Below are 26,335 nucleotides of genomic sequence, written 5' to 3'. Positions count from 1 at the left end.
AATAAATTTTTATTGACAGTTAGTTAATATTTATGTGATAATGGTTAGATATAATCTTTTAGGGAGTGAGGGGAATATGAATTCGGAATTAACTTTTAAACAAGGCTTGAAAGATACAATGCCGACAGTTTTTGGATATATTGGGATAGGAATTGCGTTTGGGATGATAGGGCACAGCGAGGGGTTTAGCGTTTGGGTAATTTTATTACTCTCATTGATTGTTTACGCTGGTTCAGCACAATTTATCATGGTTAGTATGCTAGCAACTCATAGTCCTATTATGTCAATAGTATTAAGTGTATTTTTAGTTAATTCACGAATTATTTTAATGAGCATGACGACGGCTTCATATTTTAAAAATGAAAGTTTACTGAAAAATATTTTACTTGGGACATTATTGACCGATGAAAGTTTTGCTTTAGGAATGAATAAACAAAATTATACTGAGGGTAAACTGAATTTTTCTTGGTTTAATGCATCAAATTTACTAGCCTATTTAGTTTGGGCATTAGCCAGTGCTATTGGAGCTCTATTAGGGAATTTACTAGCAAATCCAGAAAAATTAGGTTTGGGATTCGCAGTTATCGCAATGTTTATTGGCTTACTTTATTTGCAACTTATTAGTGATAAAACTTTGGGTTTAATGCTACAGTTAGTCATGGTTGGAATTACCTTGGTTCTATTTTATTTTGGTTTGATATTTTTGCCAAGCAACTTGTTAGTTTTATTTGTTACTTTGATTGCTTGTGCTTTAGGTGTGGGGGTAAAACGTGTCTTCTTTTGAATTTATATCATTAACAATTATTGGATGCGCTATTGTAACTTGGATTTCAAGAGTTCTACCTTTTATTTTATTAAAAAAAATGAGTTTGCCTCAAATAGTTGTGGAATATTTAAGTTTTGTGCCGGTAGTTATTATGTCAGCCTTATGGATTTCAAATCTTTTTATTCAACATTTAGGTCATTTACCATCGGTTAACTGGAATAATTTACTTGCTTCAATTCCAACGGTTTTAGCAGCTATTTTGACAAAAAACTTATTAGTTATTGTGCTTGTGGGAGTATTTTCACTAGCCTTCATTCAAATTATTTTTTAATAATTCATGAGAATCTATAGTTTATAGATTCTTTTTTTATCTTTTAATGAGACTAATATTTTGTTAGAATAAGATAAGATGTCAAAGTTTTTTTACAAAATTTTGACATTTGAAAAGGAGATTAGAATGATTCAACTGGATATAAATGCTAAACTTTATGATTTAGCAACAGAACACCCTGAAATTATTGATTTAATGGATGGTTTGGGTTTTCATGAGATAAAAATGCCTGGAATGCTACAGACTGCTGGAAGGATGGCGACAATTCCAATGGGAGCAAAAATGAAACATATCGATTGGGATAAAATTGTTATTGCTTTTGCTGAGGCTGGTTTTGAGTTTTCAAAGTAGAAGGTGGAAGAATAATGACAAATATGAATAAATCGACTACAATTGAGCGCCAAAAAAGAATTGTTGAAATATTGACACTCTTACACGAAGGGGGGACGTTTGAGGACGCCAAAAAAATTTTTAATGAAGAATTTGATGGTGTAGATGTTTCGGAAATAACTGGTGCTGAAAAGGCATTGATCCAAGGGGGGCTCAATCCCTCTGAAATTCAAAAATTATGCAATGTTCATGCAGCTGTCTTTAAAGGGGCTATTACAGATATTCATAAATCATCTTTAGAAGAAAATACTCCAGGACATCCTATTCATACAATGAAACTTGAAAATCAAGTGATTACATCGCTATTAAATGATGAAATTCGGTGGGTTTTTTCAAAGATTGAAAAAGGAGATTGGTCTTATAAAGAACGTTTACTTGTAGCGGTTATTGATTTGTATAATATTGACAAACATTATGCTAGAAAAGAAACTTTAATTTTTTCTTTTATGGAAAAATATGGAATCACAGCGCCACCAAAAGTTATGTGGGGTGTAGATGATAGTGTTCGTGAGATGATTAAAGAAGTAATTGTTTATTTAAAAACAGATAAAACAGCTTTGAACCCATTACGTGAAATGCTAGAAAATTTACTGACGGAAATTGAAGAAATGATTTTTAAAGAAGAAGCAATTATGATTCCAATGTGCTTGGATGTCTTTTCTTTAAAAGATTGGGAACAAATAGAGGAGGATTCTAAAGAGATTGGCTATGCATTCATTGCGGAACCTTTAAAATGGAAAGCTTCTAAAGAGTCAATTGAAAAGGAAAAAGAGCATGAACCTCAAAGATTGGCGGCGATTGAATCTGCTAAAGCAATGACAGAGGCTATTGCTAAGGAATCTGGTTTAGAAGTAAGCAAACCTAAAAGAGTTAAGCGGCAATATGATTGGGAAAAAGTTACAAGTGAGGGAGTGGTTGTTTTGCCAACTGGCATGTTACACCTCAATGAGTTGACGGCTTTGTTTAATGTTTTACCGGTTGATCTAAGTTTTGTTGATAAAGAAGATATCGTTCGCTTTTTCTCGGGAGGAGAACGAATTTTTCCACGAGCTAAATCTGTAATTGGTCGACGTGTTATTGATTGCCACCCGCCAAAATCAATGGCGGTAGTAGAAAAAATCCTAGAAGATTTTAAATCTGGAACACGCGATCAAGCTGATTTTTGGATTGATTTACATCGTTTTAATAAGAAAATTTATATTCGATATTTTGCAATGCGTGATGAAGAAACAGGAGAATATCTGGGCTGTTTAGAAGTTTCGCAGGATATTACATCCATTCAAAATTTGGTGGGAGAGAAACGATTAGATGGTCATGAAAAAACAACTTCTGAATATGAAAATCAAGTGGCTAAATCAATAAAAAAGTCTACTGACGGAGCTGTCAGAGGGGAAATGCCTGATTTTGTTAAGAAGATGTTAGCTGAAAAAGAGACAAAAAATAGCTAGTGGGGTATGGAAAATAAAAAGTGCTCAAAAGCACTTTTTTTATAAAATTCTAGTTGTAGAATAAAATAATAAAAAGTAGAAATTTAATCATTTTACTCTCGTATTTGTTGAAATATCTTGCTATAATAAATGATTATGACAAGAAAAAATATTTTGAGTGTTAAACGAATTGTAGTTAAGATTGGAACGAGTTCGTTGATTTTGCCAAATGGAAAAATAAATTTATCAAATATAGACGAGTTGGCTTTTGTTTTATCTGATTTGAATAATAAAGGTTATGAAGTGATTTTGGTGACTTCTGGAGCGATTGGAGTTGGCTTGAATGTGCTTGGTATAGATAAACGTCCCAAAGGGATTGCTGACCAGCAGGCTTTGGCTTCAATCGGTCAGGTTGAATTGATGAGTCTTTATACGCAAATGTTTCGTCGTTATTCGCAAAAAGTTTCTCAGTTACTTTTGACACGTGATGTGACTGATTTTCCAACGAGTCGTGAGAATGCTGAAAATGCACTAAATGCGTTACTTGGGCTTGGGATTATTCCAATTATTAATGAAAATGATGCTATTGCGGTTGATGAAATGGATCATCAAACAAAATTTGGTGATAATGATAAATTGGGAGCGATTGTTTCTAAATTAGTGAATGCTGATTTATTGATTATGCTGTCAGATATTGATGGACTTTTTGATAAAAATCCAACGATTTATGATGATGCGAAAATTTTTAATGAAATTCATGAAATTACTGATGAATTACGTCAAATGGCTGGTGGTGCCGGTTCGCGTTTTGGAACTGGCGGGATGACTTCAAAATTGGCGGCTGCACAGATTTTATTTGAAAATGGTCAAGAAATGGTTCTGACCAATGGAGAACGGATTCGAGAGATTAAAGAAATTATCGAAGGACGTGAGATTGGGACTTATTTTCATCAAAAATCTTGAGAAAGAAGGATAAAACGATGATTGAAGAACTTGGATTAAAGGTTAAAAAGGCGAGCAAAGAAGTAGCAAAGCTATCAACTGCCGACAAAAATGTTTTTTTGCAAAATTTAGCTGACAGCCTTATCGAAAATACTGACAGAATTATTTCTGAGAATGAAAAAGATTTGGCTAACGCTCTGGAACATGGAATTTCTGAGATTATGGTTGACCGTTTGCGTCTAAATGCGCAAAGAATTTCTGATATGGCAACAGGGTTGAGACAAGTTGCAGAACTTCCTGACCCAATTGGGCAAGTATTGCAAGGTTTCACTAATCTTGATGGACTTAAGATTTTGCAAAAAAGAGTGCCACTTGGCACTGTTGGAATGATTTTTGAAAGTCGTCCAAATGTGACTATCGATGCTTTTTCTCTTTGTTTTAAAACAGGAAATTCTGTTTTGTTACGCGGTGGGTCTGACGCGATTTATTCTAATATGGTTTTAGTTGAAATTATTAAGGAAAATTTGCTGTCAGCAAAAATTACTGACGGAGCAGTTGAATTGTTATCTGACACAAGTCATGCTGAAGCAGAAAAAATGATGCAGGCAGATAAATTTTTAGATGTTCTGATTCCGCGAGGGTCAGCGCGATTGATTAACCGTGTCAAAGAAAAAGCAACGGTTCCTGTTATTGAAACTGGGGTGGGTAATTGTACAATTTTTGTTGATGAATCTGCTGATTTAGAAATGGCGACAAAAATTGTGATAAATGCCAAAACACAGCGTCCTAGTGTTTGCAATGCAGCCGAAAGTTTAGTGGTTCACGCAAAAATTGCTGACGAATTTTTACCAAAGTTGGAAAATGAAATCAATAAAGTTCATGAAATTGAATTTCGTGCTGACGAGCGTGCGCTGAAAGTTCTGTCAGCTGGAATTCCTGCAACTGACGATGATTTTGGGACAGAATTTTTAGATTATATTCTGTCAGTAAAAACGGTTGATAATTTGGATGAAGCAATTGAGCACATTAATGCTTATTCAAGTCGTCATTCAGAAAGCATTGTCACTCATGATTATTTCAATGCGCAAAAATTTCAAGATGAAATTGATGCGGCAGCCGTTTATGTCAATGCGTCTACAAGATTTACTGACGGTTTTGTATTTGGCTTAGGTGCTGAAATTGGCATTTCAACTCAAAAACTTCATGCCAGAGGGCCAATGGGCTTAGAGGCTCTAACCTCAACAAAATATCTGATTGATGGCACAGGACAAATTCGTTAAAAATAATAAAAGACTCGGCTTTTTATAAGCCGAGTCTTTTAATTCATCAGTAATTTTATAAATTGACAAGTTCTGTCAGTAATTAAATTTCATATTGAACATGTTTTTTATGTTCGTCAGTAGTTTCATCAAGTTCAATGGCTGAGCGACAAACTTTCTCACTTTCTAAAAGCTTACGAACAGCGATTTTTGCATCTGAAAAATCTTGATTTTCGGGAATCACAATATGAATCATTGCTGCATTTTGCTCACCGTCAATTGACCAAATGATAAGTTGTGTGACAGCAAGTACTTCAGGAAGTTGTTCAAGGGCTCTTAGAAGATTTTTGTAATCAATATCTTCGGGGACTGATTCAAGAAGAATACGTAAAGTTCCCCAGAATTTTGGAATGGCTTTGGATAAGATGAACAAAGCAATTAGAATAGAAAGAAGTGGGTCGAGCCAGTACCATTTTACAAAATGAAGGACGATTGAAACAATGAGGACTCCCAGCCAACCTAAAACGTCTTCGAGCGCGTGAAGATTTAAAATACTTTCATTTCGTGAGGAACCACGAGCCAAAAGCCATGCACCAAAACCATTGGCGACAATTGCAAAAATAGCCAAACCAAGCATACCTGTTGCTTCTACAGGTTGAGGGTTGAAAAATCTAGGAACGGCTTCGAAAAGCACAATGAAACTCCCCGTAATTAAAATGACACTTGTGAGTGAGGCGCCGAGTAAACTAAAACGTTGATAACCAAAAGAGAAGTGTTTGTCTTCTCGTTTTTTAGAGAATTTTTGGAAAAACCAGGCTAAACCGATAGCAACGGCATCTCCTGTGTCATGGACGGCATCAGATAAAATAGCCGTAGAATTAAAGAGCACCCCAAAAATAAATTCTAAAATCGCAAAGAAGAGGTTTAAAGCAAAAACGATTGTGACGTTTTGTGAGACAAGTTTATCCAGATGATTATGGTCATGCTCGCTTTTTATTTGTTTATTTTTAAGGCTCATGATTTCCTCCCTCTTGTTCATCCAAATGTTCTGCAACATCTTTCAAAAGATGTAAAATATGGCGGTCATAGATACTATAAGTGACCGTTTTTCCAATTTTTTCATTCGTTAAAATCCGTGCATTTTTTAAAAGTTTTAGTTGTTGACTGACAAGAGATTGAGAAAGTTGTGTTTTTTCAACAATCTCATTTACGGTTAGGTTATCAGTGGCTAGGCTGGAAATAATTTTTAAACGTCCGTCGTTAGAGAAAAGTTTAAAAAATTCAGCAATATCTTTTTCGTTAATCATATTATTATATTATAATTTTATAATATATTTGTCAAGCTTTCTTTAAATATTTTATTTTAAGTTATTTTTGTTATGATAAACTGAAAGGAGAAGTTTTGCAAGATTTTATCCAATATATTTATTCTGCTTTTGAAAGAATTGCAGACTTTAGTGACCAGCAAAAAATAATTTTATTAGGTTTGATTTGTGGGCTTTTAATAGCTATCTTTCTTTATCCCTTATTAAGAATTTTAGTGACGCTTTTACATGAATTTGGTCATGCTCTGGCGGCGAAAATTACTTTTGGTAAAGTTTATAGAATTCATCTTAATCATGATAGTTCCGGCCTCACCCAAACAAGTGGTGGTGGGAGAAGCTTCTTTGTTTTATTGATGGGCTATCCAATGCCTTTACTTTTTGGCTGTCTCTTTAGCTGGTTTTTGATTATCAATCATCCAGAATTCATTCTTATAAGTCTGTTGATAGTCAGCCTTTCTGTTCTAATCGTCGTTAAAAATTGGTATGGCTTTTTGATTTGTTTGCTAGGAATTTTAATTACAGGGGCTTTGCTTTATTTTGGTCAAATTCAGATTTTTAATTTTATGGGTGGAGCTTTAATTGGTTTTCTGACTTTAGGGGCATTTATTGACCTTAGAGTAATTTTTCATAAAAATGAAGAACTTTCTGATGCAGATTTACTCCATGAGAAATTTCAAATAATCCCTGCTTTTGTTTGGAAATTAATTTTTCTTTTAATGATGTCATCTTGTCTATTTTTGATTATAATCACTTTCAAGACTTTATTCTCTAAATAAAAAATAATTTTTGACAAGTGGCGAGAACTTTGCTATAATCTATCTAACCTTTAAGATTGTCCAGAGAGGCAGGCAAGGTCAGAAATTAATAATGTAATAATATGATGGATACTGTCCATTTTCTGATACCTACCTGCATTCTCTTTTGAGTGCAGGTTTTTTGTATGTTAATGGACAACTTAGAAATGGAAGCTAAATCGCTAAATGAAAGATTTGTTAGTTTACTGACCAATTGATCATCAAGAATGAAAGGAGCCACAATGGCTAGAAAAGAAATTATTGACGAAATCACAATGAAACGTGCAATTACACGTATCACTTACGAGATTATTGAACGTAATAAAGAGCTGGACAAATTGGTTTTGATTGGGATTAAAACACGTGGTGTTTATTTAGCAAAAAGAATCCAAGAACGTTTGCAACAATTAGAAGGTTTGGAAATTCCTTTTGGTGAGTTGGATACACGTCCATTCCGTGATGACAAACAAGCTCAAGAAGACACGACAGAAATTGACATCGATATTACAGGAAAAGATGTCATTCTTGTCGATGATGTGCTCTACACAGGTCGGACAATCCGTGCGGCAATTGATGGAATTGTAAAACTCGGTCGTCCAGCTCGTGTTCAATTGGCTGTATTAGTTGACCGTGGACATCGTGAATTGCCAATTCGTGCAGACTACGTTGGGAAAAATATTCCAACAGGTCGTGATGAAGAAATCATTGTTCAAATGTCTGAACACGATGGCAATGATAGTATTTTAATTAAACGTGAAGATTAAAAAATTTCTGTCAGTAATTTAAAGTAAAAAATATGCTGTCAGTTACTGACGAAAGAATTAACAAATATTCAACTTAGAGTTTTAGGAGAAAAAAGTGCACGATAATGATATTATCTTAAAAGTTGATGAGAAACCAGCTGCAAGTCAGTGGTTTGGTCTCTCATTTCAACATTTGTTTGCCATGTTTGGCTCAACGGTTTTGGTGCCAATTTTTGTTGGGATTAACCCAGCCATTGCCCTCTTGAGTTCTGGACTTGGTACACTTGCACACATGAGTGTTACAAAATTTAAAGTGCCAGCTTACATGGGTTCAAGCTTTGCCTATATTGGTGCGATGACTTTACTGATGAAAAACGGTGGAATGCCAGCCATTGCTCAAGGGGCAATGACCGGTGGATTGGTTTATCTGATTGTCGCTTTAATTGTAAAATTTGCAGGTAAAGGCTGGATTGACAAAGTTTTACCGCCAATCGTCGTTGGGCCAATCGTTATGGTCATTGGATTATCACTTGCTCCAACAGCAATTAATGATGCCATGTACACGGACGTTGCAAATTTAAAAGGATACAGTTTAGCTTATATCATTATTGCCCTCATCACTGTGTTATCTATTGTCATTTACAGTATCTATGGCAAAGGATTTCTGTCAGTTGTTCCAATTTTACTTGGAATCATCACAGGATATGTTGCAGCAATGATTATTGGTAAGATTACAGGGATGAACATTGTTTCATTCACTGGAATCTCACATGCTAAGTGGCTGACCATTCCACCAATGGAAATTCCATTTGCCAATTACAAGTGGGCCTTCTATCCGTCAGCAATTTTGACAATGGCACCGATTGCTTTTGTCACAATGACTGAGCATTTTGGCCACATTATGGTTTTGAATTCATTAACTAAAAAAGATTACTTTAAAGAACCAGGATTAGAAAAAACATTAACTGGTGACGGTCTAGCTCAAATCATCGCCGGATTTATTGGTGCACCGCCGGTGACCTCTTACGGTGAAAATATTGGAGTTATGGCAATTACAAAAATTCATTCGATTTATGTTATTGCTGGAGCTGCCGTTCTTGCTATCGTTGTCTCATTCATTGGGAAAATTACAGCACTCTTGCAATCAATTCCAGCACCCGTCATCGGGGGAGCATCAATTGCCCTTTTTGGAGTAATTGCAGCTTCTGGTTTGAAAATTTTAGTTGAAAATAAAGTTAATTTTGATATCAAACGAAACTTACTAATCAGCTCAGTTGTTCTTGTTATCGGGATTGGTGGAATGATTATTAATATCACTCAAAATTTACAAATTTCATCAGTAGCCATTGCAACAATTCTCGGAATTGTTTTAAATCTTGTCTTGCCAAAAGATCCTAGCGAAATTTAAAAGATTCAAACTTACTGACAGAATCGTCAGTAATTAAAAAAAGTGAACTTATAACTGATAGAAATCCTATCGAGATTTCCATCAGTAGATAAAAATTTTGTCAGTTTACTGACAAAACAATCAAATATATTGTCAATAAAACTGTTGTGACAGAGAGCACACAGTCAGGGTAAAGGAGACCTCATGTCAGTAAAAAATGGATTAGTTCAACTCGAAAACCTCACAAGTATGGAAAAATTGAGTGTTGATGAAGTCATGGGACTTATCAAAAGAGCCTCAGCTTTCAAAGCAGGAACAGCAGAATTTGATTTAGAAAAACAAACTTTTGCTTCAAATCTTTTCTTTGAAAATTCTACAAGAACGCACCATAGTTTCCATATTGCTGAGCGTAAATTAGGCTTAGATGTTCTTGAATTTGATGCGCAAGCAAGCTCAATTAGTAAAGGAGAAACTCTTTACGATACCGTCTTAACACTTGATGCACTTGGCGTTGATATCTGTGTTATACGTTCAGGAGTAGAACATTACTATGAAGAATTAGTGAATTCAGATAATATTCATTGTGCGATTGTTAACGGTGGAGATGGTTCAGGGCAACATCCAAGTCAATGTTTACTTGACTTGATGACCATTTATGAAGAATTTGGCAAATTTGAAGGTTTAAAAATCGCAATTTCCGGAGATTTAACCCATTCACGTGTCGCCAAATCTAATATGATGATGCTCCAAAAATTAGGAGCTAGGCTTTACTTTACAGGCCCAGCAGCATGGTATAGTGAAGAATTCGATGATTACGGTCATTATGCCAACCTAGACCGAATTTTGCCAGAACTTGACGTTCATATGCTCTTACGCGTTCAACACGAACGTCATGATAGTGGCGAAAGCTTTTCTAAAGAAGGCTACCATAATCATTTTGGACTGACAGAAGAACGAGCAAAAATGTTGAAACCAACAGCCATTATCATGCACCCAGCTCCAGTCAATCGTGATGTTGAAATTGCTGACAGCCTTGTTGAAAGCCCACAAAGTCGGATTGTTCAACAAATGAGCAATGGTGTTTATACTCGAATGGCAATTCTTGAAGCAATTCTTGCTGGAAAAAAAGCTAAATAATTCAAAGCGCTGACAACAAGAAAAAAAATTGCTAAAGCAAAATTCAAAGGAAATATTTATTATGAGCAAAAGACTTTTAATTTTAGAAGACGGAACCATTTTTGAGGGAGAATCTCTTGGTGCAAACTTGGATGTTACAGGTGAACTTGTCTTTAATACAGGAATGACAGGCTATCAAGAATCAATCACTGACCAATCATATAACGGACAAATTTTGACTTTCACTTATCCAATTGTTGGAAATTATGGCGTCAACCGAGATGATTATGAATCAATTCATCCAACCTGTAAAGCCGTAGTTGTTCATGAAGCAGCGCGCCGTCCTTCGAACTGGCGGATGCAAATGTCTTTTGATGAATTTTTAAAAGCAAAAAATATTCCTGGAATTACAGGTGTGGATACTCGAGCGATTACTAAAATTGTTCGAGAACACGGCACTATGAAGGCCTCACTTGTACAAGCAAGAGATGAAGTAGAGCATCAAATGAGCCAACTTCAAGCGACAGTATTACCAACAAATCAAGTTGAAACAAGTAGTACGACGACCGCTTATCCATCACCAAATACAGGCAGAAAAGTTGTCGTTGTTGACTTTGGCTTGAAACACAGTATCCTACGTGAACTTTCAAAACGCGAATGTAATCTCACCGTTGTCCCATGCAACACCAGTGCTAAAGAAATTTTGGAAATGGAACCTGATGGTGTTATGTTGACTAATGGTCCTGGGGACCCAACAGATGTACCAGAAGCAATTGAAATGATTAAAGAAATTCAAGGTAAAATTCCGATTTTCGGTATTTGCTTAGGTCATCAATTATTTAGTCTTGCAAATGGAGCAAAAACCTACAAAATGAAATTTGGACATCGTGGATTTAACCATGCCGTTCGTGAAATTGCAACAGGACGAATTGACTTCACCTCACAAAATCATGGATATGCCGTTTCATCAGAAAACTTACCTGAAGACCTAATGATTACCCATGTTGAAATCAATGACGACTCAGTTGAAGGAGTGCGTCACAAACACTTCCCAGCTTTTTCAGTCCAATTTCACCCAGACGCAGCTCCTGGGCCTCACGATGCCAGCTATCTTTTTGATGATTTCATGGATCTCATGGATAATTTTAAAAAATAAAGTGTTGATATAACTGATTTTATAAGTGTTAATTTTTTGTAGATTTGATAAAAGTAGCAAAAAAGTAGCAAAAATAAAAAACCTGTTTTATAGCAGGTTCTTTTTTTATAAATTATTAAGTGCATCAACAATATCCTTTTTTCCCTTTTTAGTAACGTGATTATATATTTTAAGAGTTACTTTTGCATCAGAATGTCCAACTCTTTCCATGATAGATTTTAATGGCATACCGAGTTCTGAGAGAAGTGAAACATGAGAATGCCTAAAAATATGAGATGAAATTTCTTTGTCGATATGATTCGCTTTTGCAGCTTCTTTTAATTTTAAATTAAATGAGTTCAATACTAAAGGATTTCCTCTACTGGATAAGAAAATATAGTCATCATCTTCAGCAGAGAAATGAATTAAATCGAACTGTTTTCTCTCTTCAATTATTTCTATGGCCCTATCTGGCAAGTCAACTACACGGAAACTGGTAGAAGTCTTAGGCAATGTTTTTTTCTGCTTCTGTAATACTTCGCATAAAGCTATCAAGCCTTCCCTCAACTCTTATCGAACCGTCATGATAGTTACTTTAAAGCTTTAAGCTCTCCATATCGCAAACCAGTAAGCCATAGGAACTCTGACATCCTAGAATGAAGCAACCCCCTTTTTTGTTAGCTAAATATGATATTATTTTTTCAGCTTCATCTCGTTCAAGGTATTTGTTCTCTATCTTTTCACGTTGTTTATTTTTATCCTCTATCTTAAGAGGGATTTTAGTGTCTTTTACAGGATTATTTGATAAATATTTTCGGCTGATTGCAAATTTAAAAATTGTTGAAAGCAATGCTCGAATTTGACTAGTGTAATTATAAGAGTATGTCCCAAATGTGTACATTTAATCAATAGGTTTAGTTATCAGTTTTCCATCAATTTTTTTATAAGCATATCATCAGAGATTACCGCATGTATCCTTTTTAAATTACCATCAACTTGTTTCCAAGTTTTTCTCTTATTTTTTGCCTGATAGTAAGGGAACCATTCATTGAGAAGCTCGCCAAAAGTTATATTTTTTTGAGCTGGATCAGTAGTAGTGATATCTTCTATCTTTTCAGATAAGAGTTTTATCGCTTGTTTTTTTAGCCTGTGGTGTATCCTTTTCTAAAGTCACACTTGCAGTCTTTGTTTTCTCAGAATAAGGGTCAATATATCTCTCGCAATACTTAAATTTTCCGTTTTTTAGGCCGACTATCCACATTTGATTTTTACTCACTTTCTTGCTAAAATTGAGTACAGTAAAAGTGCTTCTTTTGAAGTGTTTATACTGTATTTGAGATTAAATCCACCCTGGTCCGACCAAAAATAGGGTGGATTTTTTGATTAAAATTTACCAAACTAGTTCTGCAGCAGCAATTTCTTTTTTTGAAGCAAATTGTCCGTTAGAACGGTGCCATCTGCCATTTGCATCCCGAGTATAACCACTAGAATTTCCATTTTGTTCAGTTTGAGCAGCAGCTTGTGCTTGAGCAACAGCTTCGGCTTGTTTAGCGGCTTTGGCTTGTCTAGCAGCTTCGGCTTGTCTAGCAGATTCAGCCTTTTTAGTTTCGGCAGCTTTTTTAGTTTCTTGCTGTCTAATTCTACTTTGTTCAATTTCTTCTGGATGTGTCTGAGCATATTCAATATAGTAAATAGTAAAAATGCTGTCGTCTTTCTAAAAGACATGATATTTTTTGATTATCAAACTGTACCTGATGAGCCGAAAAAGAAATTCTCCAAATCAACTAAGGGGCTTCCTGGATGGGGAGATGAGTATAAGCTTATCAAAGCGGGTGTCGATACAACTGGAATGACTCAAAACGAAATGTATAAACTTGCTGGGGAAATGGGCTTACATAATGAACGAGATCAGAAAGCATTATCTTGAATTAGCTAGTAGTGTTTGTGACGGAATTACTCTGGGATATCTTGATGAATGGCTTAAATGGGCCAAAGCAAACGGGATATTATTAAGTCCGTGGTTGTTTATATCATCAAAGACAGGTATGAGCGTTGAAGAAGTATCAGAACGTATTTCGCCTTGGCACATGGAACACGGAAAACGTGTCGATGACGAGTACGAAGAAATAAAAATCGTTTAAAGGAAAATATGAAGTTTGAAATAGAAATGGAGCCAATGGCGAGTCCAAGACTTATCTTTAGTGAGAGTGATGAAGGGATGAAAAAAGCACCGGAGCGCTTGTGGTAATTAATGAATTATAAAAACAGATAAAATAATCAGATATTTGATAACATACTTAGTAAAAGAAATAATGTGGCTGTAATGAACAAATAAACACTTAATTTCTTTTGTTCTTTATCCATATTTTTCGCTTCATTTTCAGTAGGGACTAAAACTTTTAAATGATTTTCTGGGTGTTTAATTAAATATTCTTTCCAAAATTCTAGTTGCTTTTCAATACTAGGTTGTTTAACTCTTAAAAAGAAAATAAAGTAGTAAGATATTGCAAAACAAAAAAGCACAATGTAGTCTTTATCTGTTAAAAATATGGAGAATATTCCTCCACTTAGGAAAATTAAAGCACTTAGGATTGAGATAGTAAACCAAGCTCTTTGCTTAGAGGTAAAGAGGTAATAGCGAATATAGTTTGAAAGAGCTACCTTACGATATTTCAAGTCAAGTTCAGTTAACTCTGAAAATTCTTTAAGAACACGAGCTTCTTTTGTTTTATTTCTTTGCTTTATAGACTGAGCTTGCTTAAATATTAAGACAAAGAAAACTAATATAAGTGCAAAGATAATTAAGTTAAAAAAAATATGGTTGTTAATAATAAAGTTCATACAAACCTTCCATGATAAATAAAATATTAAATACTTTCTAATTTTACTATAAAAATACATGAAAAGGAGAGATGAATTGAAAAACAAACTAATATCTCTGGTCAATGACTGATGGAGATAGTTGGGATAAATTTCACTAAATTATAATAAATTAAGTTATCTTAAAGTATTTATAATTATTTTGAGTAAAAATTCCATTCGTCATTTTCGGTGGGGGTTGCCAAAAAATAAATAATTATTAGAGGACCAAAAGGAAGAAAAATAAAAAATAATATGACCCAGCTCAAACCGGCATCATTTAACCTTCTTTTGGTGATAGTAAGATTTGGCCATAATGTGACCAAAAAATTTATTATCGAAACAATAATGCTACCTTCAATAAGAAAAGAGCCTATCTTATCTAAACCATAATTAACTTTTAACAACATGCCTATAGAAAATGAAAAAAATAAAATGATATATATACTTAGATGAATAAACATAATTTTCCAGTATTCTTTGACACTACACTTACCATGAATATCATTAATTTTTTTCCAAAATCTTATGTACACATTATTCATATTTGGAATTTTCCTTTCTGAGAATAAACATATTATACATTTTTGTACAATATCAAAACTTACAAAAGTGTAAGTAAAAAAATGAAAAAGCTGTTAAATTAGGCTCATAATATTAACAAATATATAAAAATTAAAAATGGTATATCTAAAGAAGTGATTTGTAACTATATGAATTTAAGTAAAAAACTACCACCATATTGGTAGTAGTTGCATGTCATTTTAAACTAAGTTTTCCAAATGTTTAACTGCGTCTTCAATGGTATTTCCATAACCATAGATTCCTGAGTTATCAGCAAGATTTGCTCTAAAAATATCATTTGAAGTATCAAGAGTTACTGTATATTGGAAAAATTTATTTTTGTTAGTGACTGTCATAATTGCATTCTCCTTTCTTAAAAATACGAAAGGCATGGCGAAATTCTATACTGCCAAGTATAGCATTAATAAATCGAAAACACAAAGAGTAGAAATTAATCGGTTGCAAGCCTATTGGAATTAGAAATGGGGTAAGTTAAGTAATTCATCAAATTCAGTCGTTCGATCAAGCGTCTCTATATATGGATTACCAAAAATAGGATGGACAGAAGTAACAAATATTTCTTTACCAGCACTATTTGTATAAGTGTACTTACACCCCATATCTATAAAATAAGCAGCCATAGCAGCTGTTTCCACAACACCACTCTCTAATTTTATATGAGTAATTTTTTTAGTGGATACCTCAGAAGGGTTAGAAAGACGAATATGTGTGATTTTATAAACCATAAATTTCCCCTTTTTTATTTTCATTATAGACTTTCTTTGTGAAAAAATAAAGTCTACAAAGAACGAATATAGCAAGAACTTTCTAACTGGATTATATTAAAAAGGAGGATTTGATTAATGGCAGATAAGTTAGATAAAATTATTGGAGATTACGTTAATGGCAGACTTGAAGCCAGAATAAAATCAATTGAAAGCAGATATCTTTATAAGCAAAAAGTTGATAATTTGGGCATTCGTACAGCTTATTCTGGTGGTTCTAAACCCGAAAGTCATGTCTTAAATAAAGAAGCGCTTGAAAATGATGAGGAATACATCAAACTCAAAGACCTGATGTACCAAATTCAACCTATGGTATGATTCCTTGATTTACAATGAAAAAGAAATTGTAAGGTTGAAACACTTCGGTTACGGTGGCCTTACTTGGTACAGAGTGATAATGGAGCTTGATAACGAAGGAATTGAGATTTCAGAAAAGAAAGCTAAGTTTATTTACTACCGCTTTAGAAAAGACATTGCTCCTCATATTATTAGTTTTATCTGAAATCATGGGACAAATTGGGAGAAAAATGGAACGTTTTCGGCATGAAATTGGCACCTCAACCACTGTTTTTGCTGATATACTTGTATTATGAAGTAAAAGTCAAAAGCACAAAATATCAATTAATTCGATTTGGATATACTTCATAAAGGCTCAAAAGTTGGACTAGCATAACTGCGGTCGGTTCGATTCCGACTTTGAGTCATTCCTAAATTTGATACAGCTGTATATTAGGAATTACAGTCAATTAGACTGACGAGTTTAATTGAACTGAATAAGCAAGAAAGAAGATACGATATGGCAAATGATTGGGGATGGCCTTTTTCGGGTGGCTATAAAGGCTACGAAGAAGGTCAACAATTTGGTATGACAACCTATGATCGTACAGGACATGGCGATTATTTCCATGATGGATTTGACTTTGGTTCAGCAAAATACCCTGGCTCAAATATTGCAGCAGTTCATGCTGGAACAGTAGTTTATGCTGGTATGGCACCGGCAGGATATGGTGCCTTAGGTACAGTAGTTGTAACAAAAGATTCAAGCGGTTACTATGTTGTCTATCAAGAATTTGGTACTAGTACATCTAATATTAATGTTAGTGTAGGACAGTCAGTTTCATTAGGGCAAGTAATTGGCACACGTAATACAAGTCATTTACACTTGGGAATTACAAAAAAAGAATGGCTTTTAGCGCAATCATCAGCATTCAAAGATGATGGAACTTGGTTAAATCCAATTAATATTATTCAAAATGGAACAGGAACAGATAATCCTGGACCAGAAACAGAGGGGGAAGATGAAATGATTAAATTTAATGTTGTAAGTGGAGGTTCAAAAGGAACAGCTGGATTTCTTTATAACGGACGTTGTATCGTTGGTGGAGGGACTGGCGATGATAACTTAATTTATAATAAACTTAATTTAATGGAAAAAACTGGTAAGATTAAACCTATTCATGATGATGTCAGTGGAGATGAATATCATGCAATGATTAATAAATTCCCATCATTTACGAATGGTAAATAATAAGGTCAGTAGGTTTAATTAACCTTTTGGTAGCAAGCATGGTTTCTCTCAGGGTTCGACTCCCTGACTTGCTATTCGATTGTGTTGGCTTAATGCCGATGCATGGAAAAATATTTAAATTATTTATTAGTCAGTTTACGCTGGCTATTTTATTACAGGTTGTCCACTGGGCAGCCTTTTATTGTTGGAGAAAGGTGGTGGAAACTGAGTAAATTAAATCTTAGGCAACAAGCATTTGCTGATGAGTACATCATCACAGGTAATGCTTATCAATCAGCTTTAAAAAAAACGGATATATTGAACGTTCCTTCTGAACTTAGTGGGCTAAATTTCTATGCTTTTTTGACAGTCACAGGTTTACTTCAAGAATTAACAGTATATTCTCCTAAACAAGATACAACTTGGACTTATAGTCGTTCTATATCAGGAACTTCTCAAACATGGAGCAGTTGGTCAAAAACAGTAATGGATGATGATTCTGGGAAAGTGACTGTAACTGGCACTTTAGAAATGGGTAAAATTGCGACTCTTACACAATCAACTGGTTTCGGTCGTACTACTATATTCACAAGGGTTGGTAACTTAGTTACTATTTATTCTGAATTAAGACACACAACTGCTCCACCTAACGGATGGAATAGAGAAGTTGCTACTTTGCCAGTCGGCTGGCGCCCAATTGGTAATTCCTGTTTATGGCAACATGATTTGTCAAATTCTACTAAGTTCTCGTGGCTCGAAGTTCACTCAAGTGGGCAAGTTGACTTATATGCGTCAGGTGGTATTACTACATCCGACTACATGCTCTCTGCTTCGTGTGTTTATATAACAAAAGACCCATTCCCAGAATCATAAAATAGAAAGGAAGTTATGGAGGAAAAAGCATGGCAAGAAGTTCTTGAACGGTTGGCCAGAATAGAAACAAAGCTTGATAATTATGAGTCAATCAGAGAAAAAGCTGAACAGGCTCATTTAATCGCTTTGAACAATGCAGATGATATTAAAGAAATAAAAGCAAATAACAAATGGGCTTGGGGCCATATGATTGGTCTTGGGATTTCAATTGTTATTTATTTTTTAAGCAAATTTTGAAGGAGAAAGAACATGAAAATATTTTTTAAAGATTTAGTAGAACGTGCAATTAAAACATTTGCACAAGCAATGATTGGTGCATTGGGAGCAGGAGTTACTGGCTTAATTGGTGTTGACTGGATTCAAGCCCTAAGTATCGCAGGATTTGCGACATTAATTTCTGTATTAACTTCAATCGGAAGTTTAACCATTGGTTATGATACAGCAAGCTTGGTTAAAACTAATGTATAAGTTCAACCAAATATCTATAAAGACATGGACCATGAATTCACAGAAGGAGGCGAATAATGTCAAGTATTGAAAATATGATTGCTTGGATGCAAGCTCGTAAAGGTAAAGTCACTTACTCAATGACTTCACGAATGGGCGCTAATAGTTATGACTGCAGCTCGTCAGTATTCTTTTCAATGGTAGCTGGTGGGTTTCTATCAGCAGGTTCAATGGGAAATACTGAAACCTTGTTTGGGATGTCAGGAACAAAACTGAAGGAAATCAGTCGAGGAGAAGTACAACGTGGCGATATTTTCATTTCAGGCACTCCAGGAGGTTCGGCTGGATCTGACGGACACACAGGTATTTTCCTAAGCAATGGATCATTCATTCACTGTTCTTACGCTCACAATGGAATTGCGGTTGATACGAATGATTCTTATATGAGTACTCGCTTACCACATCACTTTTATCAAATTGTTGGCTCAGGCTCAGGTTCAGGAAATACTGACAATAAGCCACAAATGGTTATGTTAAACATTGATGGTCAATTTGGAAATGCGACTGCTAAACGGTTGCAAGAATACTTTGATACAACTGGTAAAGACGGAGTAATTAGTCACCAGTACAAACAAACCTTTAATCAAAATATATATGCTGCACAATTTGATTCATCACTGACAGGTTCAAATGTGGTCAAAGCATTGCAAAGATTCTTAGGCATTGGTCAAGACGGACTATTTGGCAAAGCTACGATTGAAGCACTACAAAAACATCTTGGAACAACACAAGACGGAACAATTAGCCCAGTATCTGATTCTGTGAGAGAATTGCAACGACGATTAAATGCGAATACATTATAAAAATTAACCCTGACTTCGGTCAGGACTTTTTTGTTTTATAAAAGAAAAAGTAATATATTCGTTACGTTAGTGTTTTATATTTGTTATATGAGAAAATAAATGATATACTAATTTAGTAGTTCGGAGGATTACCCAAGTCTGGCTGAAGGGAACGGTCTTGAAAACCGTCAGGCGTGTAAAAGCGTGCGTGGGTTCGAATCCCACATCCCCTTTAGGTTCTGTAGTGTAGCGGTTATCACGTCGCCCTGTCACGGCGAAGATCGCGGGTTCAATTCCCGTCAGAACCGTTTATAGTTTTGGGGAGTTACTTAAGAGGACGGTTTGCTAAATCGTTAGGTCGAGAAATCGTTGCGAGGGTTCGAATACCTTACTCCCCTTGAGCACTATCCACGAGTAGTGCTTGATTTCTCTTCGATATGAGGATTTCTTACAAATGCCTGTCACAAGACGGGCTTTTTTTACAAAAAAATCCTACTAGCAGCGGACTAGTAGGCTAATTTAAATATTTAACTAGAGGTAAAACATTGCAAAGAATTCTAGCGTAAATAATGAAGGAGGCGGGGATTGAACCCACTAAATAAAAATATTCTCCCAACCATTTCGGGTTTCCTTCTTAATTGATAGTTTAAGAATACCAATAAAAGAGAACGCTATCAAAAGAAATGCTCTAACCGTTATTGGCATATTTTTCTTTTGCTTGATTTAAGAAAGAAGTACTATAATAACTCTATTCCAAAAATAAAACTTTTTCATAAATACTCCTAAGCACCCCTTACTCCGGGTACTTTTTTTGATTTTCATTGTTGTTGACCTCAACAAATATGGTATAATGAAAGTCTTAAACATAGGTGTCAGCAATTTGCTGGTATTTTCTTATAAAAAATCCACTAGTCACAGGACAACTAGTGGATATCTCTGAAATTGTTTGTGTTGATATTGTTAACTATGACTGAGGAGTTATTCAATGCATTGTAATCATAGCAAAGCATTAGTAAATCTGGAAAAAAATTTTGCCTTTTTGTAATTAAAGTGATTTAATTACAAAAAAACAGTATGGAGGATTTATGGGATTAATTTATGACCCTAAGGATGCTGAAGGCTTAACTAAAGCGATAAAGGCTAACATTAATACGGGAGAACAACTTATTGAAAGTTTGCTGTTAGGATGTAACCATCTTATTTCTGTTGTAAATGGAAAGGAGTTATCTGGAGCAGCTTATACAGCTGGTAAAGGGTTATTTGAAGAAATTATTCTTCCTATGGTAAAAAAAGGAGAAGATGCACTAGAGGATTTGAAAAGTGATCTATCTTTAAAACTTAACATATTTATCAAAAAAAGGTAAAAAGTTAACATGCATACCCTATGTAACCATTTCACCTTTTTTCTTTAAAAACGTCAACTTTTCATGTTATAATATACTATCAGCTCGAATGGCGGAATTGGCAGACGCTGCGGACTTAAAATCCGTTGGTTATATAAACCGTGAGGGTTCAAGTCCCTCTTTGAGCATATTAAACTATAATTTAACACGAGGTATTGTGAAGGTAATAGGAATTTAATTGGACGTATAATTGAAGATATGGATTATTATGGTAAAAGCTTTAAAGTTTTTGCAATTAAGAGTAAAAAGAATTCAAATGTTTTTATTGATTATGTAAATGTAGACCAGCCTATTCACGATGATTATCTATATACAGACGACGAAGAGTTTGAAGAATTTATGAATTATTATAAAGAAGGTATTGGGAATCTGGAAGGCCGATAATACGAATGCATGACACTTCTGCAATTGCTTTAATATATTGAAAAATAGCCGGTCGCTGGTTCGAGTCCAGCAAGAACTATAAATATATAGTAGAAACTTCTTAAAATGAGTTTTTTTATTTTGGCTCTTTTGTGCGTTTTAACAAGAAAAAATTCCAACGAAAGGTTGGTATATACGAATTATTGATATATTTTATAAATAAATCTCCATTTTTCTTTACAACAAAAAAACAGGGATTGATCCTGTCTTCTAATATTGTTTTTTCACAAACTCGACTGCATCAGTAGTTCCTAATGTGCCATCTTTACTTATTTGTTGAAATTTTATATGAGTTTTATCAAGAGGAGTGATATGGAATTCAGTTCCTTTCTTACTAACAAGTTCGATCTCTTTTTTGTTATTTTCGTCAGTGTATTCTTGTGAACATCTTGCAATGGTATGCTCTCCATCCTTAATTACCCAGTCATCCTCATTTTGCATAATGATAGAATAAGTTACGTTCCAGTCCTTACTATACCAGTCTCCCTGTAGCCAATCCGAACTATCTTTTCTAGCCTGACAACTACTCAATACGATTAAACTAAAACCTAAAGCTAAAATTGTAAATAATATTTTTTTCATATTGTTCTCCAAGTATATTTTTAAAAAGAATATCAAAATGTAAATGATTATGCAAGGTATTTTAATCAAAACAATATTCTTTACAAAATAGTGTGATGGTAATATAATAATTCTACGAGTAGTATTTTAATAGTGTTTCAGAAAGCACCTTTTGGCTAGGGTGTTTTTCTTTGTTATTGTTCAGAAGTTTAGTATAATAAGTTTCTAACACTGACTCCCCGTAATTGGGGCTTTTTTTGTTAACAAATGTTATTTCGTCATTTTATTGATGTTGTTATAATGATGAAATCATGAATGCTATTCCAATCACAAATACAAATAGCTCAGTATTTATGAAGAGATAAATTGCCCTTTTCCAAAGCGAAGGCGTTTTTCTTTACAGTAAAAAGTATAAATTATATAATGTAGTTCCCCTATAAAATAAGTTTTTTTCATAATAACTTTCGCGCTATTCTTTTATAGAGTAGTTTTTTATTTCACAAGTCGTTTCAGTTTACACTATATTATACAAAGAGTATAGTAATAATACATTCAAATTATAAACGCTTGAACACCTTGCCGCCATGCAGGGTGTTTTTGTTTACAAAATTCTGATTAAAGGTTATACTGTATGTAGTTTTGCAACTATAACACCGTTTTTGACTAAGTGACGGTGTTTTTTTATTATTCGTTTAAGAAATAAGTTCTATAATACATTTATTCCGAAAAAACTTTCATAAAGTTTACTCCGAAGCGCCCCTCTCCTAACTGGGGCGCTTTTTTATGTTATAATGTATCCGAGCGGTTTAGAACTCCTGCTCACCTCGTATAGCCATTCTTCGGAGTGGCTTTTTTATTTCGTGTTAAATATTTAGCTTGGGTTAAGAAATAAGACTTATAATATAGGTGTTCCTACGAAAGTAGGAGTGTGTTTTTCTAAGGGTACCCGTCAGCCATAGGGCGGGTATTTTTATATTAATATGAAAAACCACTATAATGAATAGTGGTTTTACTTTTGGATTTTAAAAAATTATTTTTTGTTATTTAAAGCTCTAATAATGAATGAAGCGATAAGAATAACAATTACTGCACCAATAATTGAAGGAATAAGAGCCATACCAGCAAGTGATGGACCCCATGTTCCTAATAGTGCTTGCCCAACGAAAGACCCAACAAGTCCTGCGATAGTAGTAACTATCCAACCCATACTTGAGTTTCTAGAAGTCAAAGCACCTGCAATAACACCAATTAAAGCGCCTACAATAAGTGACCAAATCATAAAAAGTTCTCCTATAAAAATGTTTGTTAATAATAACAAAAATTATTATATCATTGTAACTAGTCAAAACATAAGATTGTGACTCACAAATATATGATATAATTAAAGTCTTGAACATAGGTGTCAGCATTTGCTGGCGTTTTTTATTTTTGGAAGAATATTGTATAATATTATTGTTGACAAGCTAAAGCGTAAATTTATTAATTTAGCTAGTAATACTTTGCAAACGCTCGGACTTCAGATTCGTTGATTTTTTTAACCGCGAAGGTTTAAGTTCCTGTTTGAGCATATAAAACTATATTTTAACATGAGGTATTGTGATGGGTAATAGAAATTTAATTCTACATACAATTGAAGATATGGCTTGTTATGGCAAGAGTTTTAAAGTTTTTGCAATCAAGGATAAAGATGATTCGAGGGTCTTTATTGACTATGTACATGCTGATCAACCCATTCATGAAGACTATGATTATACAAGTGATAAGGAGTTCGAAGGAATTTTAAATTTTTATAGAGAAGGTATTAAAAAATTGGAAGGTAATGATTTTGAATGTATGACTCTTTTGGAGTTACTAAAACGCATCGAGTAACCGTTCGATCACTGGATAGAGTTCAGCAAGAACTCTAAAAACAAGTAGCATAAAAGTAGCAGAAATAGTCTAAAACTGAAAAAAATTATGCATCTTTAATTTTATTAAAAGTGCTATAAACCCTTTAATATAGGAGGTTTTCTAGTTTTGGTAAATACCAAAAAAAGTTGGTAATGCATGGATCTCATGGATAATTTTAAAAAATAGGATATTGATATAAATGTCTTTGAGTGTGTGACAGTATATTGCTCGTTAGATAATAAAAAAACTCAGAACTACTGAGTTTTTTTATTATCTATTTTTGTATAAGATTGTTACTGCTGAACTTATTATTATGATTCCGATTAGTACAAAACTAAGATCTATATTGCTATTAACACCAGTTTCTGGTAATGTTTTTATATTTTCTTCTTCTGAGGCTTTTGTAATCTTGTTATCCAAGACAATAGAATCTTTTGAAATATTTAATGTATTTTTATTTATAGAGGGAGCAGGTTCAGAATTTTGAATAGGTTCAGTATCAGGATCTGGATCGGGCTTAGGTGCCTCATTAATCTGAATAATATTTGTTATTGAATAGGGAGTTACATGCCGATCATTTTCAGGAAGTGCATCTGTAACGTTAAGTTGAAATGTCTAGCTTCCAGAACTAATATTAGAAGTATCTATCATAATATCAAAGGTACCGTATGGGAATTATTATCAATAGTGATATTTGAAATAACTACATAGTCAAGGTTAGAGTTCACAATTATGTCATGAGTTGTAAGGGAGTCACCACCATAATAACCGAAGGTAGCCCTCCCAGTGATAATGTCACCTTGTGTTACTTCAACAATTCCAGAGTCAAGTCCCATATTGAAAAATTCAATCGTTGAAATACCATACCATTCTTGTTCGACTTTTGCAGAAATATCCGATGATGGAGTATCGAGTTGGTCCGCCATTGAAGGTGAAGGCAAAGTAATTAATAGTATACATGTTAAAAGAGTACATGTAGATAATGCAACAATTGATTTTTTCGTTTTTAAAACTCCTGTAAGATATAAAATACATTTTAACACATTATTTCAATAATTAAAAAGACAATTTTACAAAATTGTCTATTATTTTACTAAAAATACTTTGAGGTTATTGAAAATATGGTCTTAAATTAGAGAAGTTCAGTTATAGGGAACTTGTCTTGTATTGGCTGTTAATGATTCTTATTTTCTCCGAAGCCGAAGACTCAAAAAAGTATAAGTTATTAATTATTTTTTATTATTCATTTAAGAAATAAGTTCTATAATAAATCTATTCCAAAAAATAAACTTTTTCATAAATACTCCTAAAGCGCCTACTAATCTAGGCGTTTTTTTATCCTCTCGCTTACAAGTTTTATTACTTCAGAAAGTGAATAAAATATTTTTAGAGGCATTATCAAGCATACAAAGTATTTTAGAAGTTGAGATTCAAAGTGATACTCAAAATATTAACAATAAAAAGGCATAGGGATAGGTTTTTTCTAAGTTAGTTTTTATCGAGAAGAAAATGTTCTTCACTTATTTACTGGTAAAATAATCAAATTTCCTTATCAATTTTTGTTTATAAATTTTAAATTTCAACTAATCTATTGATTACGCATTTCTATAATTATATGTAGCATGCACTTAGAAAAAGTGAATTCTTTTTGTAAGTTTAAAAAATACGCAATATGTTATAATCTAGAAATATGAAAATTAAAAAAATAGTATTTTCACTTATTATTCTTATAATATGTACTGTTATAGGAGTCTTTTACTATGCTTTTAAAGTTGAACCTTACCGTTTAGTAGTCAATGAGCATCAAGTGAATAATACAAATTCTAAAGAAAATTTGAAAATTGTTCAGTTATCCGATTTACATATTAAAAAGGATTTTAATGCTGATCGATTAGATAAAGTGATTCAAAAAACAAATGAACAAAATCCTGATTTTATTATTTTCTCGGGAGATTTATATGATAATTATTCGCAATACAATGAAAATGAAGCTGTTATTTCTAAGTTAAAAAGTCTGAAAGCAAAATATGGGAAAATTGCAATTTGGGGCAATCGAGATTATGGTGGGGGAGCTGTCAGAGAATATGCAAATATTATGGCTGAATCTGATTTCTCTCTTTTAAGAAATGAAAATCAAGTTTTTACTTTGGATAATGGTAAGAAAATTTTATTCACAGGTTTGGATGATGCTTTGTTAGGAAATCCGCAATTTCCCTCGCCAAATCAAATGGCTGAAACGAGTTATGATATATTATTGACTCATGAGCCAGATGAAGTTAGCCAATATCAAAATAAGGGTTATGAATTAATTCTTTCTGGTCATAGTCATGGCGGTCAAATAAACGTCCCACTTATTCCTCAAATTCAAAAAAAAGCTACGGCATTGATGAGCCATGCGAATAACTATACTGGTGGACTTTATCAGTTAGGGACAAATGAAAAACTTTATGTTAATACCGGGATAGGAACGACTCATTTATCAGCCAGATTTGGTGTAGCTCCTGAAATTGCCGTTTTAACTTTTTAGGTGGCCTATTATAGAGTTTAAATAGAATACATTAGTTTA

The 26,335-nt window shown here is 33.8% G+C and carries 33 protein-coding genes, 4 tRNA genes and 2 pseudogenes; 27 read left to right on the top strand and 12 right to left on the bottom strand.

All coding sequences use genetic code 11. From position 1 onward, the window contains the following. Positions 1-76 precede the first annotated feature (76 nt). The 6 genes from IAE51_RS04975 (at position 77) to IAE51_RS04950 (ending at position 5,136) form a co-directional block, all read left to right on the top strand. On the top strand, positions 77-784 hold the full coding sequence (locus tag IAE51_RS04975) for an AzlC family ABC transporter permease (protein ID WP_010906060.1): 708 nt from the start codon (positions 77-79) through the stop codon (positions 782-784). Then, entirely contained in the window at positions 771-1,097 is a 327-nt protein-coding gene (locus IAE51_RS04970) for an AzlD domain-containing protein (RefSeq protein WP_010906059.1), read from the top strand. Before IAE51_RS04975 ends, IAE51_RS04970 begins: the two co-directional genes overlap by 14 nt. A 126-nt stretch (positions 1,098-1,223) precedes the next feature. Then, positions 1,224-1,448 (top strand): DUF1858 domain-containing protein, encoded by a 225-nt coding sequence (locus IAE51_RS04965; RefSeq protein WP_012898217.1) that lies wholly within the window; start codon positions 1,224-1,226, stop codon positions 1,446-1,448. A 14-nt stretch (positions 1,449-1,462) separates the two neighbouring features. Further along, entirely contained in the window at positions 1,463-2,935 is a 1,473-nt protein-coding gene (locus IAE51_RS04960; protein WP_012898216.1) for a DUF438 domain-containing protein, read from the top strand. Between the two features lie 135 nt (positions 2,936-3,070). Further along, positions 3,071-3,877, top strand: coding sequence for a glutamate 5-kinase (gene proB / locus IAE51_RS04955; RefSeq protein ID WP_026138929.1), 807 nt, complete (start codon positions 3,071-3,073; stop codon positions 3,875-3,877). Positions 3,878-3,894: 17 nt separating this feature from the next. After that, a complete protein-coding gene (locus IAE51_RS04950) occupies positions 3,895-5,136 on the top strand; it encodes a glutamate-5-semialdehyde dehydrogenase (RefSeq protein WP_200094871.1) in 1,242 nt (413 codons plus the stop codon). An 82-nt stretch (positions 5,137-5,218) separates the two neighbouring features. On the opposite strand, the gene IAE51_RS04945 is transcribed toward IAE51_RS04950, so the two are convergent. Next, complete coding sequence (locus tag IAE51_RS04945) at positions 5,219-6,133, bottom strand: cation diffusion facilitator family transporter (RefSeq protein ID WP_010906055.1); 915 nt, start codon at positions 6,131-6,133, stop codon at positions 5,219-5,221. Next, complete coding sequence (locus tag IAE51_RS04940; protein ID WP_003129394.1) at positions 6,123-6,422, bottom strand: helix-turn-helix transcriptional regulator; 300 nt, start codon at positions 6,420-6,422, stop codon at positions 6,123-6,125. Before IAE51_RS04940 ends, IAE51_RS04945 begins: the two co-directional genes overlap by 11 nt. A gap of 95 nt (positions 6,423-6,517) precedes the next feature. Between IAE51_RS04940 and IAE51_RS04935 the strand changes: the two genes are divergently transcribed. From IAE51_RS04935 to IAE51_RS04915, 5 genes are all read left to right on the top strand, one after another. Beyond that, positions 6,518-7,216, top strand: a complete 699-nt coding sequence (locus tag IAE51_RS04935) for a M50 family metallopeptidase (RefSeq protein WP_003129391.1) — start codon at positions 6,518-6,520, stop codon at positions 7,214-7,216. 260 nt (positions 7,217-7,476) lie between these two features. Then, positions 7,477-7,998: a bifunctional pyr operon transcriptional regulator/uracil phosphoribosyltransferase PyrR gene (gene pyrR / locus IAE51_RS04930; protein WP_010906054.1), complete on the top strand. Its 522-nt coding sequence runs from the start codon at positions 7,477-7,479 to the stop codon at positions 7,996-7,998. A gap of 94 nt (positions 7,999-8,092) precedes the next feature. Continuing rightward, positions 8,093-9,385, top strand: a complete 1,293-nt coding sequence (locus IAE51_RS04925; protein WP_200094870.1) for a uracil-xanthine permease family protein — start codon at positions 8,093-8,095, stop codon at positions 9,383-9,385. A 183-nt stretch (positions 9,386-9,568) separates the two neighbouring features. Further along, positions 9,569-10,501 (top strand): aspartate carbamoyltransferase catalytic subunit, encoded by a 933-nt coding sequence (locus IAE51_RS04920; protein WP_015426755.1) that lies wholly within the window; start codon positions 9,569-9,571, stop codon positions 10,499-10,501. A 61-nt stretch (positions 10,502-10,562) separates the two neighbouring features. After that, a complete protein-coding gene (locus IAE51_RS04915; protein ID WP_200094869.1) occupies positions 10,563-11,636 on the top strand; it encodes a carbamoyl phosphate synthase small subunit in 1,074 nt (357 codons plus the stop codon). Positions 11,637-11,741: 105 nt separating this feature from the next. On the opposite strand, the gene IAE51_RS04910 is transcribed toward IAE51_RS04915, so the two are convergent. From IAE51_RS04910 to IAE51_RS04900, 3 genes are all read right to left on the bottom strand, one after another. Beyond that, positions 11,742-12,170, bottom strand: coding sequence for a tyrosine-type recombinase/integrase (locus IAE51_RS04910; RefSeq protein ID WP_233611035.1), 429 nt, complete (start codon positions 12,168-12,170; stop codon positions 11,742-11,744). 40 nt (positions 12,171-12,210) lie between these two features. Continuing rightward, a complete protein-coding gene (locus IAE51_RS04905) occupies positions 12,211-12,516 on the bottom strand; it encodes a hypothetical protein (RefSeq protein ID WP_058204857.1) in 306 nt (101 codons plus the stop codon). Between the two features lie 497 nt (positions 12,517-13,013). Next, a complete protein-coding gene (locus IAE51_RS04900; RefSeq protein ID WP_168784472.1) occupies positions 13,014-13,268 on the bottom strand; it encodes a hypothetical protein in 255 nt (84 codons plus the stop codon). A gap of 70 nt (positions 13,269-13,338) precedes the next feature. On the opposite strand from IAE51_RS04900, the gene IAE51_RS04895 reads away from it, so the two are divergent. Further along, entirely contained in the window at positions 13,339-13,542 is a 204-nt protein-coding gene (locus IAE51_RS04895; RefSeq protein ID WP_058204859.1) for a hypothetical protein, read from the top strand. Further along, positions 13,514-13,756: a hypothetical protein gene (locus IAE51_RS04890; RefSeq protein ID WP_129880957.1), complete on the top strand. Its 243-nt coding sequence runs from the start codon at positions 13,514-13,516 to the stop codon at positions 13,754-13,756. The genes IAE51_RS04895 and IAE51_RS04890 overlap by 29 nt, the downstream gene beginning before the upstream one ends. Before the next feature lie 136 nt (positions 13,757-13,892). Here IAE51_RS04890 and IAE51_RS04885 read toward each other — a convergent pair whose 3' ends face one another. The 4 genes from IAE51_RS04885 to IAE51_RS04870 form a co-directional block, all read right to left on the bottom strand. Further along, positions 13,893-14,456, bottom strand: coding sequence for a hypothetical protein (locus IAE51_RS04885; protein WP_129880956.1), 564 nt, complete (start codon positions 14,454-14,456; stop codon positions 13,893-13,895). 176 nt (positions 14,457-14,632) lie between these two features. Next, the gene (locus IAE51_RS04880) at positions 14,633-15,019 is read right to left on the bottom strand and encodes a DUF805 domain-containing protein (RefSeq protein ID WP_058204862.1); all 387 of its coding nucleotides are present in this window, start codon (positions 15,017-15,019) and stop codon (positions 14,633-14,635) included. A 219-nt stretch (positions 15,020-15,238) separates the two neighbouring features. Continuing rightward, positions 15,239-15,394, bottom strand: a complete 156-nt coding sequence (locus IAE51_RS04875) for a hypothetical protein (RefSeq protein ID WP_162838797.1) — start codon at positions 15,392-15,394, stop codon at positions 15,239-15,241. A gap of 120 nt (positions 15,395-15,514) precedes the next feature. Further along, entirely contained in the window at positions 15,515-15,784 is a 270-nt protein-coding gene (locus IAE51_RS04870; RefSeq protein ID WP_161935050.1) for a DUF3892 domain-containing protein, read from the bottom strand. A gap of 117 nt (positions 15,785-15,901) precedes the next feature. Here IAE51_RS04870 and IAE51_RS04865 point away from each other — a divergent pair. From IAE51_RS04865 to IAE51_RS04810, 12 genes and pseudogenes are all read left to right on the top strand, one after another. Further along, positions 15,902-16,325 (top strand): annotated as a pseudogene (locus IAE51_RS04865) (RinA family protein). Between the two features lie 294 nt (positions 16,326-16,619). Beyond that, a complete protein-coding gene (locus tag IAE51_RS04860; RefSeq protein ID WP_180259749.1) occupies positions 16,620-17,351 on the top strand; it encodes a M23 family metallopeptidase in 732 nt (243 codons plus the stop codon). A 204-nt stretch (positions 17,352-17,555) separates the two neighbouring features. Further along, positions 17,556-17,636: pseudogene (locus IAE51_RS12425) on the top strand (terminase small subunit); the annotation flags it as partial. 582 nt (positions 17,637-18,218) lie between these two features. Further along, complete coding sequence (locus tag IAE51_RS04850) at positions 18,219-18,440, top strand: hemolysin XhlA family protein (RefSeq protein WP_129880954.1); 222 nt, start codon at positions 18,219-18,221, stop codon at positions 18,438-18,440. A gap of 12 nt (positions 18,441-18,452) precedes the next feature. Continuing rightward, entirely contained in the window at positions 18,453-18,671 is a 219-nt protein-coding gene (locus IAE51_RS04845; protein ID WP_058204324.1) for a holin, read from the top strand. 56 nt (positions 18,672-18,727) lie between these two features. Continuing rightward, positions 18,728-19,513: a peptidoglycan amidohydrolase family protein gene (locus IAE51_RS04840; RefSeq protein ID WP_058204323.1), complete on the top strand. Its 786-nt coding sequence runs from the start codon at positions 18,728-18,730 to the stop codon at positions 19,511-19,513. A 122-nt stretch (positions 19,514-19,635) separates the two neighbouring features. Next, positions 19,636-19,724, top strand: a tRNA-Ser gene (locus IAE51_RS04835). 3 nt (positions 19,725-19,727) lie between these two features. Beyond that, positions 19,728-19,800, top strand: a tRNA-Asp gene (locus IAE51_RS04830). 11 nt (positions 19,801-19,811) lie between these two features. Then, positions 19,812-19,890 (top strand) — tRNA-Ser (locus tag IAE51_RS04825). A 687-nt stretch (positions 19,891-20,577) separates the two neighbouring features. Beyond that, positions 20,578-20,856 carry a hypothetical protein gene (locus IAE51_RS04820; protein ID WP_129880953.1) on the top strand — a complete coding sequence of 93 codons (279 nt, stop codon included), beginning with the start codon at positions 20,578-20,580 and terminating at the stop codon, positions 20,854-20,856. A gap of 82 nt (positions 20,857-20,938) precedes the next feature. After that, positions 20,939-21,023 (top strand) — tRNA-Leu (locus IAE51_RS04815). A gap of 70 nt (positions 21,024-21,093) precedes the next feature. Further along, positions 21,094-21,279: a hypothetical protein gene (locus IAE51_RS04810; RefSeq protein ID WP_129880952.1), complete on the top strand. Its 186-nt coding sequence runs from the start codon at positions 21,094-21,096 to the stop codon at positions 21,277-21,279. A gap of 249 nt (positions 21,280-21,528) precedes the next feature. On the opposite strand, the gene IAE51_RS04805 is transcribed toward IAE51_RS04810, so the two are convergent. Both IAE51_RS04805 and IAE51_RS04800 read right to left on the bottom strand, forming a co-directional pair. Then, positions 21,529-21,900 (bottom strand): hypothetical protein, encoded by a 372-nt coding sequence (locus IAE51_RS04805; protein ID WP_058204320.1) that lies wholly within the window; start codon positions 21,898-21,900, stop codon positions 21,529-21,531. A 1,009-nt stretch (positions 21,901-22,909) separates the two neighbouring features. Further along, the gene (locus tag IAE51_RS04800) at positions 22,910-23,158 is read right to left on the bottom strand and encodes a GlsB/YeaQ/YmgE family stress response membrane protein (RefSeq protein WP_058204319.1); all 249 of its coding nucleotides are present in this window, start codon (positions 23,156-23,158) and stop codon (positions 22,910-22,912) included. A 320-nt stretch (positions 23,159-23,478) separates the two neighbouring features. Between IAE51_RS04800 and IAE51_RS04795 the strand changes: the two genes are divergently transcribed. Continuing rightward, a complete protein-coding gene (locus IAE51_RS04795) occupies positions 23,479-23,748 on the top strand; it encodes a hypothetical protein (RefSeq protein WP_129880951.1) in 270 nt (89 codons plus the stop codon). 668 nt (positions 23,749-24,416) lie between these two features. Here the strand turns inward: IAE51_RS04795 and IAE51_RS12175 are convergent. Further along, positions 24,417-24,710: a hypothetical protein gene (locus IAE51_RS12175; RefSeq protein WP_233611033.1), complete on the bottom strand. Its 294-nt coding sequence runs from the start codon at positions 24,708-24,710 to the stop codon at positions 24,417-24,419. 749 nt (positions 24,711-25,459) lie between these two features. On the opposite strand from IAE51_RS12175, the gene IAE51_RS04785 reads away from it, so the two are divergent. After that, positions 25,460-26,296 carry a metallophosphoesterase gene (locus IAE51_RS04785; protein WP_129880950.1) on the top strand — a complete coding sequence of 279 codons (837 nt, stop codon included), beginning with the start codon at positions 25,460-25,462 and terminating at the stop codon, positions 26,294-26,296. The last annotated feature ends 39 nt before the right edge of the window (positions 26,297-26,335 follow it).

Origin of the sequence: Lactococcus sp. S64 (assembly GCF_016516525.1) — a bacterium.
Classification (GTDB): domain Bacteria; phylum Bacillota; class Bacilli; order Lactobacillales; family Streptococcaceae; genus Lactococcus; species Lactococcus lactis.
The sequence above is the reverse complement of the archived record's forward strand: the minus strand, read 5'-3'. Positions and strand labels throughout refer to the sequence as shown.